Origin of the sequence: Lactiplantibacillus paraxiangfangensis (genome assembly GCF_036246185.1) — a bacterium.
GTDB classification, from domain to species: Bacteria; Bacillota; Bacilli; order Lactobacillales; family Lactobacillaceae; genus Lactiplantibacillus; species Lactiplantibacillus paraxiangfangensis.
The window spans coordinates 23,390-36,916 of the sequence record NZ_BTPW01000002.1; the positions used below are offsets into that span (position 1 = coordinate 23,390).

A 13,527-nucleotide genomic window follows, 5' to 3' on the forward strand; every position below is an offset into this window, starting at 1 on the left:
ATCTTTTCACGTTGTCATGAAGGTTCTTCTGCTTAGACTGATACAACTTGATTTTATCATCATGACCAAACAAAAAAGCCGAGCAAGCGCTCGACTTTTTTTAAATCATCCGTCAGTAACGACGTTAATTTGTTATTTGAATGCTTAAACCTAATCGTTCGTCCGAATCGTGTAGCTCCGCTTGCTGCTTTGCTTACGACCGTCATCATGATTACGGTTGTTGCTACGGTTATCATCGCGTGAACGACCCTTGTAGCCGCCACTCTTATGATCACCACGACCATGGCCGCCACGATCACGGTCACTGCTACGACCATTATGTGAGTAGCCGCCACGACCGCCACCATGGTTACTGTTACGATTACGGTTACCACGGTAACCACCGCCACCACGACGGTTGTTGCCACCACCCTTATGACGAGGTAATGGGCGTTCTGGCGTAATCTTAACTGGTACCGCAGTGGAGTCGTCCTTGGTTAAGTCATTTAATAATGCCGCAACCAAGTCAGTTGCATCGTACTTCTTTAATAATTCTGCAGCTTGTTCCGCATACTTATCAGTAGAAGTCTTTGCAACCAACGCACCAACACTAGCTTCAGCAGCTGCTAATTGGCCAGAGAAAGCTTCTTCTTCTGTTGGTGGCTTCAATGGTAACATCCGCTTCTTGGTCAACTTTTCGATGACCCGGAGGTATTCCATTTCATTTGGCGTTACAAAGGTTAAGGAAACCCCTTTATGTCCGGCACGGCCAGTACGGCCAACACGATGAACATAACTATCTGGATCCTGTGGAATATCGTAGTTGTAAACGTGGGTCACACCAGAAACGTCAAGTCCCCGGGCAGCCACATCGGTTGCAACTAAGATATCTAACTTACCAGCTTTGAATTGACGCATGATTTGCGTCCGACGTTGTTGACTCAAGTCACCATGAATCCCAGCGGCGTTGTAGCCACGAGCTTCAAGGCCTTTTGACAATTCGTCAACCCGGCGCTTCGTCCGACCAAAGACAATGGTTAATTCAGGTGCCTGAACATCGAATAAACGCGTCATGATATCGAACTTTTCAAATTCTTTTGCTTTAACGTAGTATTGATCAACTGTATCAGCGGTCAATTCTTTTGCTTTAATTTTTACATGGTGTGGTTCGTGCATGAACTGAACACCGATGCGTTTGATTTCAGGCGGCATCGTTGCTGAGAAGAGCATCGTTTGCCGTTCTGAAGGAACTTGTTTGATAATTGATTCAATATCATCCAAGAATCCCATGTCTAACATTTCATCGGCTTCATCTAAGACCAACATCTTAACATGGTCTAATTTGACCGTGCCACGACGAATATGATCCAATAAACGACCTGGCGTCCCAACAATCACTTGTGGGTGTTGCTTCAGGTTTCTGATTTGACGACGGATGTCAGAACCGCCGTAGACGACTTGGACTTTCGCCCGTTCGTCTTTACCCAAACGGAAGATTTCTTCCTGAGTTTGGATTGCTAATTCACGCGTTGGTGAAATAACTAAGGCTTGAATGTTAGGATTATCAAAATCCAAACGTTGTAGGATTGGCAATGCAAACGCGGCGGTTTTACCAGTACCGGTTTGTGCTTGGCCAATCACGTCTTTCCCATCAAGCACCATTGGAATGGTTTCTGCTTGGATTGGGGTGGCTTCTTCGTAGCCTGCTCGAGTAACTGCTTTAAGTAGGCTATCGGATAAGCCTAATTCTGTAAACTTCAAATATGTTTCCTCCTAAGGATGACACCATGGGATTACTGACAGCTAGGAAAAAATCCGTTCCCCGTAAGGCGCTATCATGCAAGCCAACGGTCTGACTTTCAAATGGTACAACTGAATTATCATACACCGGTTACTATGAATAAGCAAGAAAGACACTTGGCCTAAATACCGCACAACCATCAACTTCCCCGCCACCACTAGGGTTCTAAATGAAAATAAATATTGAAAATCAATGATATTCTTTCATTTTCAGTTACGGTCAAATTTTTTCTGCACTTAGCATCCCTAAACGCTGCCATTCCGTCCTGACATTACAGACCCCATTCAAGAACACGTTAATTTTACTCCTAACTGGATCAGCTGACCTAAAACTACCTATTATAGATACCTTTCCCTAAAAATCTTAAATTTATCGCCACCATCACTAAAATTTCCATCGTTTATTCAGCCCTAATCTGAATAAATCATCGTCCAACGTTAGTGACCTTTATTAACGAGACTAAAATATAAAAAAATTTTTGCTTGTGTTCGAAATAATTGGCATAAGCAAATCATTAGTTAGTCAGCCAAAATATCCCTAGTCTGTTAATCAGATTAACTCGATTTTTTATGATAACTAAATGTCCAGAAAATTAGAGGAGTATGAAAGCGCTTTTTATTGACTTTCAAGAACCTAGCCACTCCTTATTCTGATTCAATCAGTTTATCTATTTTTCGCAAATACAGTCATTTTAATTAATTAACATCAGTCTAATTAATTAATTCGGTTAAAAATATAACAATTAGGTGCTATTAGAAATATTAATAATAAAATTTTATATTGCACTCAATTCACTGATAAATCAGCGATTATATGGACTTGCTTAACTGTTTACAAATAAATTTATTGATATAGAATACAACTTATCGATAGTTAAGCACCAAAACATAATCTGTCGTTGAACGTTACGTTCTCCTTGTTTAACAAGCCAAGGGGAATACTTATCCTAATAAACTGTTTAAATCAGTTTATTAACATACTTACCGTATCGTTTACCCAACCGTGCTTAGCTAAAAATACAATCGACTAATACCGCTCATCCCGCTTCAAGACGTTGTGAGTGGCGTGTGAAAGGAATGTTTATAATCATGGCTCAATCTACAGATCAAAAAACGCATTACAAGATGTACAAGAAAGGCCGTTTCTGGGTCTTTGCCGGTATTACTGCTTTTACTTGGCAGCTGAATGCGATCAATGTTCACGCAGACACTGCTACGCCTACTGCGGTCACCACTAATCAGGTCGCTCCCGCAACAACTAGTAGTGAAGCTACGATTCCATCCACAACCACAACTGATCAAACGACCACGAAAACCGATGAGTCAACTACTGACCAACCGGTAACTAAGACTGATGACACCACTACTGATCAAGTGACGGTCAAAACGGACGATGTGACTACTCCTGATCAAGTGACGACTAAAGCTGACGACACGGTTACTACAGAAACCAGCGATGCTAAGACTGAACAATCCACCGATTCAGCCGTGGAAAAGAACAATCAGAATACGACTAGCGACACTAAACAGTCCACAACGGGTGAGACTAAAACAACGGAAGTTTCATCTAACACGGAAGCGCCTGCTTCTAATAGTGAAAATGACACTTCAACTAACACGGATCAACCCGTTGACAACACAGCTACTGACACAACCAATCAGGGTCAATCCGAAAACACAGCAACCGATAATCAATCCGGAACTAACAATGGGGTTGTCGGTTCCACGGAAGTCGACACAACCAACGATGCTAATCAGGCCGTAACGGATCCGACGACTGTTACCGATCCAGCGACACCAGATCTTGTCGAAGAAGCACCAATCGCTGATGTTCCAACTGACACGCTCACCAGTAAAACAACAACCGCTGCACCAACGACAAAGAAAAAAGCAACCCTTGCTAGAGCTGCCGTAAAAGCGGATATCGCTACTGGAAATTACGGTAACAGTGCCTGGCGAATTGATAGTGACGGCGTCTTGCACATTAGTGGCGGAACGTTCGCTAACACCGCTGGTAAAAATCCATGGGCTGCTTACGCCAAGGATATCAAAGAGATCGTTTTTGAAGACACGGTCACCGGTGCTGCCGATTCATCCGGCCTATTCCGCGACTTAGGTAGTTTAACAACCGTCACTAATGCCAATAACTTTAAGACGACCCAAGTCAAAAACATGCAGGCTATGTTCGCCAATGATTCCGCATTGACCACGCTCGATGTTTCTCAATGGGACACGAGTAACGTCACCAACATGAACAGCCTGTTTTACCATGATACTGGACTAGTCTCAATCAGTTTTGCCAACTGGGACACTGGTAACGTCAAGAACATGCGCAGCCTCTTCTCCGGTGATACGGCCCTCAAGACCATTGATGTCAGCAACTGGAATCTGAGCAACGTCACTGACATGGCCTTTATGTTTGCAAACACAACTAGTCTGGTCAACCTCAACGTCAGTGGTTGGAACACTGGTAACGTCACTAATATGAACAACCTCTTTGCCGGTGATGAAGCACTCGCCAACATCGACGTTAGCAACTGGAATACTAGTAACGTGACTGACATGGGCTACACCTTTTTCAATACTCAGTTCACTAAGCTTGATGTATCCAAATGGGACACCAGTAAAGTCACAACGATGGTGGATATGTTCTGTGGGAACACCAAGTTAACATCGCTAGACGTTAGCAACTGGAATACCAGTAACGTCACTAACATGGCTAAAATGTTCTTCGGCTGCGGCGTCTTGCCAACATTGAACGTCACCAACTGGGACACTAGCAAAGTCACCAACATGAACGGCATGTTTCAAGCGGCCTACTTAATTAGTGGCCTCGACGTTTCTAATTGGAAAACCGGTAACGTCACCGACATGAGTAAAATGTTTTACAATGCCCACAAAATAACTAGTCTTGCGACTACCAACTGGGACACTAGCAAAGTCACTGACATGAACAACATGTTCTACGGCAATAACCAGTTAACATCGTTAAACGTTACCAACTGGGATACCAGCAAGGTCACTGACATGAGTTTAATGTTTTATGGTGTATCTAAGCTGACCACTTTAGATGTGTCCAAGTGGAAGACAAATAACGTGACTGACATGCGCGGCATGTTTTATGGCACTAACGCTTTGAAAACTTTAAACGTTGCTAACTGGAACACGGGTAAAGTCACCGATATGAGCTACATGTTCGCCAACACGTGGAAATTGAACGGACTGGATGTTTCCAATTGGAACACCAGTAATGTCACCACCATGCAAACGATGTTTAACCTCGCTGAATCTTTGACTAGTTTAGATACTAGCAAATGGGACACCAGCAAAGTCACCAATATGGGCTACATGTTTTATGGTACCAACGCTTTAACAGCTTTAGACGTTTCCAACTGGGATACTAGCAAGGTTACCGATATGAGTTTCATGTTTAACAGTGCATGGTACTTGAACGGCCTGGACGTTTCTAACTGGAATACTAGCAATGTCACCACCATGCAAAACATGTTTGCCTACAACGAAACGCTAACCGGCTTAGATACTAGCAAATGGGACACGAGCAAAGTGACCAACATGAGCCACATGTTTCACGGCGACTTTAAGTTAACCAACCTCGATGTCTCCAATTGGGATACCAGCAAGGTCACTGACATGAGCTACATGTTTTATACCGCAAACGCTTTGACAGCTTTGAACGTTGCTAACTGGGATACGGGTAACGTCACCGATATGAGTTTCATGTTTAACAGTACATGGTACTTGAACGGTCTGGATGTTTCTAACTGGAACACGAGTAATGTCACCACCATGCAAAACATGTTTGCCTACAACGAAGCGCTGACCAGCTTAGATACCAGCAAATGGGACACCAGTAAAGTCACTGACATGAGTGGCATGTTCCTCGGCGACTTTAGTTTAACGACCCTCGACGTCTCTAACTGGAACACGGCCAACGTAATAACCATGTTCAATATGTTCGACGGCACCTCCGCGTTGACCAAGCTCGATGTTTCCAAATGGGATACTGGCAAGGTCACCAACATGGGATTCATGTTCTGGGGCAATTCGAGCTTAGACACCCTTGATTTTTCTAACTGGGACATGAGCAACGTCACTACGACGGAAAGTATGCTCGCTAATACCAACCTGGCTAAGATTATCTTAGGCACTAAAAACAAATGGTATACCAATACTGGCTTGCCAGACCTTACCGCGGATGACACTTATACCGGGAACTGGATCAGCAACAATGGAAATACCGCTTCTTCTAGCGACTTGTTAACTAATAACGTCGCAGGCACTTACATCCATGAAAAAGTTAACAGTCAAAGTTCCTTAGAAACTAATGACAGTAACTTAGTCGCGGGGCCAAATACGACTTGGGACGTCAGTGACGGCTTCAGTGGAACTGATTACGATGGCAACCAATTAACAATCGATGACGTTACAGTCGGTGGCGATACCGTTGACCTGACTAAGGCTGGCGTCTACAAAGTCACTTACACTTACAAGGACGCTGCTGGTCAAACGTTTACGAAAACGGCTACCATTACGGTCACTAAGACAACCGCATCCGTTGAGACCCCTGAACAAACCGTTGAGCTGGGCGATACTTGGAACGCAGCGGACCACTTTAACGGGGTGGATGCAGATGGCTCGGCCGTCGACTTTAACCGCGTAGCTGTAAGCGGTGACACGGTTGATACCAAGACGCCAGGCACTTATACCGTCACCTATAGCTTTACTGACAGTGCCGGTAACGTTATTACCAAGGACGTTCAAGTCGTTGTTTACGGGATCATCTTAAAAGAAACGAACAAGGAAATCTCAACAACCAGCACTTGGGACCCAGCCGCAAACGTTAATGTTGCGACTAACCAAGCCGGTGATAGCTTAAGCGGAAAAGACTTGATCATCACCATTAAAGACGCCAATGGCAATACGGTCGCAAATCTGAATAAGCCAGGCACTTACACCGTCACTTACACGTTTGTCAGCCGGGCACGGTCTGCTGAGACTTATACCGTAACCGCAACGATTACGGTCACTAACAAAGCCAGCCTTGACCTGACCACGGACCAAGTGAACGTCATTGACGGCGAAAACTTTGACGCTAAGGACTACTTCAAGAACGCCACTGACGAAAATGGCGATTCAATCAGCTATGATCAAATCACCATCAGCGGCGATAAGGTCGATACTAGCAAGCCAGGCACTTACACCGTTATTTACACTTACCGTGACAGCGCTGGAAATGAAACTTCCAAGACGCTAACCGTTACGGTGGCTGCTAACCAGGCCAGCCTTGACGTCAACGATGGCTCGATTCAACTTGGCGATACTTGGAATCCAGAAGCTAACTTTAACGGTGCCACCAACGCGGACGGTACTACCGTTAACTTCAAGGACGTGACCGTTTCTGGTGATACTGTCAATACTAAGGTTCCCGGGATTTATAACGTCACTTACAGCTTTACTGACAGTACCGGCAAAGTTGTCACTCAAACGGTCAAAGTGGTTGTTTACGGAATCATCTTGAATGAAACCAACAAAGAAATTTCGACTACTAGTGATTGGGATCCAGCAACCAACGTTCAAAAGGCAACGGATGGTAACGGGACAGAATTGACCGGTGGTGACCTCTCAATTGCAATCACGGATAAAGATGGCAATGCTGTCACATCAATGAAGCAGCCCGGAACTTACACGATCACTTACAGTTTTCTCACTCGTACGGGCGAAACTTATACCACTACGGCGACAGTAGTCGTTTCAAGCAAAGCCAGTCTTGACGTTAATGATTCTAACCTCACCGTTGACGACACTTGGAATCCTAAAGACAACTTTGTCAGCGGGACGGATGAAAACGGGGATGCGCTGGACTTTAGCCAGGTTACTGTTGACGGCACCGTTGATACGAAGACTCCCGGAACGTATAAAGTCACTTACAGCTATAAAGATGCCAGCGGTCACGAATTAACTAAGACCATTACCGTAACGGTTACAGCTAAAGATACGGGCAATGGAAATGGTGATGGTGACAACGGTGACGGTGATAACAACGGCGGTGGAGGCACTGATACCGGTGACAACAATAACGGTGGCGGTGACACTGATACCGGCGATAACAACAATGGTGGCGGTGATACCGATACCGGCGATAATAACAATGGCGGCGGTGGTACTGATACCGGCGATAATAACAATGGTGGTGGTAATACCAATACTGGCGATAACAACAATGGTAGCGGTAATGCCAACACCGGCAACAATAACAACGGTACTGGTAACACAACCGACGAAACTGATGATGGCGATACCATCAATAGTGGTAACGGCGTTGCTAAGGATAAGAACCAAAGCAATACCACGACAAGTCACGGTGATGCGACGACTACTAAATCCAAGCCAGTCACACCAGCTGCCGCTCAAGCTAGCTTAAATGCGGCTACTAAGCAAGCCCCAAACAGCCAAGGCAACTTACCACAAACTGGTGAAACTGCCGCACGTAAAGCAGTGGCCACGTCAGGCGTCGTTCTCTTGGCACTAGGCGGATTACTCTTCGGCTTAGGTAAAGTCGCTTTGAAACGTCGTAAAGATTAAAGTTTTCAAATCGTAGCGAATTAATAACCGCCCCCAAATTCGTTACCCGAGTTGGCCACAACGATGCAGAGATTGCTTCGTTGTAGCCAACTTTTATTTTCCAGATAACCGCTCCGTCGGGTAGCCTTGGTGTGCTATGGGGGACGGTCCGGGACAATCGCGAATTGTGCAAGTGTTCCGGGCGAGGGACTAGACCGCTCCCCAGGCTAGGCCCGGTCCCACGACCGCATGTCATCAGTAGCAACCGGACTAAAATAGGACTCAAGATTGCGATGACAATCTTGAGTCCTATTACTTTGATATTGATTTTATAACTATGCTTGATCCGCCGTTTCAAGCGCCGTCAAAACGTTTTCCAAATGAATGCCGTGACTACCTTTAAGTAGTACTTGGTCATCCGCCTGTACTTCGTTTTTGAGGGCGGCGATTAATTGATCCTGATCTTCAGTTGGGTAGTAGTGCACCGCACCTTCTGGATACTTGTTAGTCAAAGTGGCAGCCAGCGCCTGCATGTGTTGGCCATTCAGGTAAACACTTGAAATCGTTTCTGGATTCAACTCACTTGCTAAGCTGACATGGAGCGTATCGGATTGTTCACCCAATTCCAACATGTCACCCAAGACCGCAATCCGCTTGCCCTTAGCCGGTACCGCAGCAAAAGCTGCTAGAACACGCCGTGCCGCAGTTGGATTAGAATTGTAGACATCGCTTAAAATCGCTTCGCCCTTGCTCCCCGTCAACCATTCCGTCCGATTTTCTGTCGGAACAAAACTAGCGAGCGCTTGTTGGGCAGCGTTTGGCCGAATATGGAACGTATCAGCAACCAATAACGCGGCTAACGCATTATTGACATTGTACGCCCCCATCATCGGAATCGTGTACGTTTCATCAGGCCATAGGCTAGCTTTGAACTGGGTTTGCGCCCGACTCGTTGCTACGTCGCTTCCTGCTAACGTGTTCGTTTCATCCAAACCAAACGTCCGTTGGTGCTGGGTGACTTCTTTTGCCCGTTCCCGTAACAATGGTTCATCACCATTAAAGATGAACGTTCCGTCCGCCTTTAAGCCGTGAACAATTTCCATCTTAGCGTCCGCAATCTTATCACGGGTCCCAAAGAATTCAATGTGGGCTTCACCAATCATGGTTATAACCGCCACGTCTGGTTGCACTAATCGACTCAGAAAATCAAGTTCGCCAAAGTGATCCATACCCATTTCGACAACGACTACTTCGGTGTTAGGTTCCATACTTAGTAACGTAATCGGAACCCCAATCTGATTATTGAAGTTCGCATGCGTTTTAGTGACGTTAAATTGCGTTCCCAGCAAGCTCGCAATCATATCCTTAGTCGTCGTTTTACCGTTACTTCCAGTAACCGCGACTACTTTAGGATTGATTTTTTGTAAATAATATTGACCGAGTTGTTGCAACGCGCTCAACGTATCCGCCACCAGAATAACGGGCAAGTTTTTAGGCGCACTGTCCGCGTGATCACTAGCCCAGAGTGTGGCAACTGCGCCATTATCGACTGCACTTTGAATAAATTGATGCCCATCATTCTCACCAACTAGCGGAATAAACAGGTCACCCGCTTGTAACCGTCGACTATCAAAGGCCACCCCCGTCACGTTGACGTCGGGCCAAGCCTGTTCGGCATTGACCGCTTGAACGGCCTTAGCAATTTCGGTAACTTGCATCTTCATATAGATTAAACTCTCCATTCGTGGTTCCCATAATGGGTAACCCAATTTTGACTAAGGTTCCACTTTCTCGAATCGTAGTTAAATTAAAATTAGCTACGCGCATAAAAATTATACCACTTTAGCACCAAAGAATGTGAGGTTCCCTTAGATGCGGCATTTCTAACCACTATCCATATAAATAGCGGACGTGACAATTGCCACATCCGCTAATAATTTTCACTATAAATGGTCTTCAAAAGCTGTCTGATCATGGACTTGTAGCTCCCATTCACCTGAAACCAGGTTGAAAGCTAACGTTGCCACGTTATGCGTGTGCAAATTATCTTCACTGCGCGCTGGGTCAAACACTTCAATATCGTTGTTGGCCATCTCCGTATGCACCGGCACTAGTAACTGGCGTTGCCGGACCATCGCTTGATCAAAATACAAAAACAAGCCATCTGGCATCAACTTCACTAATTGCTTTAAAATAACTTCCGGCACTCTTGGAATACTGAGTGAGCGCATAAACATCCGCCGACCGCGGTAAGCAGCTAACGTATGGCGAACGATCGCCGCACTCAAGATGTGACTAAAGGACGAAATGTAGTAGAAATAGACCTTAATGCCACCATTACGCTGTTCCAAAAAAACGTAGTGGTTGCGCAACTTATAATTAAAAGGAGACCGAATCGGACGATCCATATGACCGAGGTACAACAATTCCGCAATTTCAGTAGCGGTCAAAAAGTCTAGGTCCCCCACTTCATCATAATCCAACCACTTAACTGGCAACGAATGGCTTTGCAACAGATACCGCCGAATTTCGTTTTCATCATTGATTACGTTTAATCCAGTATGGGCATTAACGGCGTGCTCGTCATCGTCAAGCCCGACTAGCGAGACTATATTTGCGGGTAAACGTTTAATACCATGCACAAAATCACTTTGGTCAATTCCATAGGCAAAGACTAAATTATCAAGTTTTTCTAAATTGGCGTAAATATATCTGCGTTGCAACCGTCTCACTCTTTCAACTGTCTATTTAGTTTTATTATAATCCGTTATTACAGTAATCACAGTCTTTTATTACATATTTTTTAATCGTTCAATCCGATCAGCCATCGGTGGGTGGGTATCAAACAAGTGCGCCCACGACTTTTTAGCCTTGAAAGGATCAGAAATATATAAGGCGGCACTACTTGGATCCGCCTGCTGCATAGGTTGACTATCGTCAATTTTTTCTAAGGCGTTAATTAGGCCTAACGGATTCCGGGTCAATTCAACACTACCCGCGTCAGCCAAATATTCCCGGTTACGGGACAGCGCCATCTGCACAAGGCTCGCAGCCAACGGTGCCAAAATGATCACCACGACCGCCAAAAGCATGATCAACAGTTGCGCACCGTTGCCATCACGGTCATCATCTCGACGTCGGCGACCACCGCCCCACCAAAAAGCGTTCATGCCCCAGTTGACTAGCAAGCTAATGGCTGCGGTTAACGCTAACGCAATCGTCTGTAGGCGAATATCGTAATTGCGCACGTGGGTCATCTCATGACCGATGACGCCTTCCATTTCTTCACGGTTCAAACGGGCTTGAATCCCAGTCGTGACCGCAACGGCTGCGTGCTCGGGATTATTTCCGGTCGCAAATGCGTTGGGACTATCATCCTCAATAATAAAGACCCGCGGCATCGGTACCTTAGCCACCATGGCCATATCTTCAACCATGTGCCACAACTCCGGATCATCATCTTCACCGTGCAGTTCACGCGCGTGGTTCATCCCCATCACGACATCAGTCGATTGACCGATCATAATCATCATGTAGATGGCAGCGACGACGATTGCCATGATTAGCCCAGCAACCGTGCTGTCAAAAAAGACATACCCGATAGCCATCCCAATTATAGCCACTAACACGACAAAAGCGGCCATCACGTAAACCGTGTGCCGCTTATTGCGGGCAATTTGCTCAAATAACATGGGCATAACCTCTAATCTTCAAAAGAAACTTTAGGTGCTTCCTTTTCCGCTTCAGGAACGCTTAAGAAATCGACCTTCTGGAAATGGTGAATTCCTGCGACCAAGTTAGACGGAAATTGTTGTAGCTTCATGTTGTAGCTAGCCGCACTGGAGTTAAATAACTGACGGGAATAAGCGATTTTATTTTCCGTGTTGCTTAATTCTTCCATCAATTTGCTAAATTCTTGGTTAGCCTTTAAATCAGGATAATTTTCAGCTAACGCAAAGATACTCTTCAATGAACTTGTTAATTGGTCCGAAACTTTCATTGCTTGTTCATGGTCACCGCTAGGAACTTGCGTTAACTGGTTCCGTAAGGCCACCACTTGTTCTAACGTGCTTTTTTCGTGTTTCGCATAGCCCTTTACGGTATTAACCAAGTTAGGAATTAAATCCGTCCGCCGTTTAAGTTGGACATCGATCTGACTCCAAGCTTCCTGGGTGTACATCCGGGACTTGACCAAGCCGTTATAGATAACGACGTAAATCGCAATCAGGACTAGGATAACAGCAATAATAATTAAACCTACCATCAAGTGAGGCCTCCTCTAAAAAAAATCTACTGACACAGAATATCAATTACTTACATTGTACCTTGAAAACTGAGCCGAGAACACTATTCAGATTAAATGTAATATTGTTAATATTTGTTATTGAAATGACTTGCAAACGATTTTTGAACGCTATCCGGTGCTTGCTTAAAGGCCCATTTTTGAACGTAGGTCCCTTGAATCATTAGGCGCCCCGCCCCCGTCTTATCACAAGTAATCAACGTCACTAAATTTTTACCCGGCACGTCATCAATGACCTGCACGTCGGTTGCCTTAATAAAGGTCCGCTTACTCGTCTTATAAGCATAAATGTGGTTGGCATCAGACAAATAGATCATCTGACCCACCTTACTCTTGTAATAGAGTGGGCTAAAGAGCGCGCCGTGCTTGATCATGTGGTGACCAGCCAATGCGTAGTTACCCTTCCCCATCTCCTGATCAGCCTTCATCGTTCCGGCCGCCAATGCCAAGGTTTCGTTACTTACGCCGTTCCCAATCGGCAAGTACAGATCAACCGACGGAATCGCAATCGAACCAATCACGTGAATCGCGTTCTTATTCATTCGGGCCTTAGCGACCGTCTGAAAATCTAGCGACTTCACTTTAGAGAAGTCAAAGTTACTCTTCTTCTTAGCGTTTTGTTTAACTGACTTAGCCGTAACCGTTGGTGAATAGGAACTAACTAACCAGCTTTTAATCTGTTCATTAAAAATCAGTGCTAATGATATTGCAATTAATACAACGAACAATCCCCGACCTAACCACTTTAAAGCGGGATGCTTTTTTGATTGCATAACCGTGCCTCCCATATGTTTAACGTCAACTATTTAAGACGTCTACCGTAAATATACCTTAATTAGTCCATAGAAGAAAGCACCGAATTC

The 13,527-nt window shown here is 45.1% G+C and carries 7 protein-coding genes; 1 reads left to right on the forward strand and 6 read right to left on the reverse strand.

The window, feature by feature from the left end:
* Positions 1–150 precede the first annotated feature (150 nt).
* Positions 151–1,740 carry a degradosome RNA helicase CshA gene (gene cshA / locus AAA939_RS01205; protein ID WP_338208156.1) on the reverse strand — a complete coding sequence of 530 codons (1,590 nt, stop codon included), beginning with the start codon at positions 1,738–1,740 and terminating at the stop codon, positions 151–153.
* 1,128 nt (positions 1,741–2,868) lie between these two features.
* On the opposite strand from cshA, the gene AAA939_RS01210 reads away from it, so the two are divergent.
* Positions 2,869–8,382, forward strand: a complete 5,514-nt coding sequence (locus tag AAA939_RS01210; protein WP_338208155.1) for a BspA family leucine-rich repeat surface protein — start codon at positions 2,869–2,871, stop codon at positions 8,380–8,382.
* Positions 8,383–8,696: 314 nt separating this feature from the next.
* Here the strand turns inward: AAA939_RS01210 and AAA939_RS01215 are convergent, their stop codons facing one another.
* The 5 genes from AAA939_RS01215 to AAA939_RS01235 all read right to left on the reverse strand — a co-directional run bounded on the left by AAA939_RS01215 (position 8,697) and on the right by AAA939_RS01235 (position 13,437).
* Positions 8,697–10,085: a UDP-N-acetylmuramoyl-tripeptide--D-alanyl-D-alanine ligase gene (locus AAA939_RS01215; RefSeq protein ID WP_338208154.1), complete on the reverse strand. Its 1,389-nt coding sequence runs from the start codon at positions 10,083–10,085 to the stop codon at positions 8,697–8,699.
* 219 nt (positions 10,086–10,304) lie between these two features.
* Entirely contained in the window at positions 10,305–11,093 is a 789-nt protein-coding gene (locus AAA939_RS01220; protein WP_338208153.1) for a hypothetical protein, read from the reverse strand.
* Between the two features lie 60 nt (positions 11,094–11,153).
* Positions 11,154–12,053 carry a zinc metalloprotease HtpX gene (gene htpX, locus AAA939_RS01225; RefSeq protein ID WP_338208152.1) on the reverse strand — a complete coding sequence of 300 codons (900 nt, stop codon included), beginning with the start codon at positions 12,051–12,053 and terminating at the stop codon, positions 11,154–11,156.
* Positions 12,054–12,064: 11 nt separating this feature from the next.
* Positions 12,065–12,625, reverse strand: a complete 561-nt coding sequence (locus AAA939_RS01230) for a LemA family protein (protein ID WP_338208151.1) — start codon at positions 12,623–12,625, stop codon at positions 12,065–12,067.
* 107 nt (positions 12,626–12,732) lie between these two features.
* On the reverse strand, positions 12,733–13,437 hold the full coding sequence (locus AAA939_RS01235) for a class A sortase (protein WP_338208150.1): 705 nt from the start codon (positions 13,435–13,437) through the stop codon (positions 12,733–12,735).
* Positions 13,438–13,527 lie beyond the last annotated feature (90 nt).

What these genes read in the sequence shown, in the direction of transcription:
- AAA939_RS01210 (WP_338208155.1), top strand. Translation starts at nt 2,869, where the DNA reads ATGGCTCAATCTACAGATCAAAAAACGCATTACAAGATGTACAAGAAA.
- AAA939_RS01215 (WP_338208154.1), bottom strand. Translation starts at nt 10,085, where the DNA reads ATGAAGATGCAAGTTACCGAAATTGCTAAGGCCGTTCAAGCGGTCAAT.
- htpX (WP_338208152.1), bottom strand. Translation starts at nt 12,053, where the DNA reads ATGTTATTTGAGCAAATTGCCCGCAATAAGCGGCACACGGTTTACGTG.
- AAA939_RS01230 (WP_338208151.1), bottom strand. Translation starts at nt 12,625, where the DNA reads ATGGTAGGTTTAATTATTATTGCTGTTATCCTAGTCCTGATTGCGATT.
- AAA939_RS01235 (WP_338208150.1), bottom strand. Translation starts at nt 13,437, where the DNA reads ATGCAATCAAAAAAGCATCCCGCTTTAAAGTGGTTAGGTCGGGGATTG.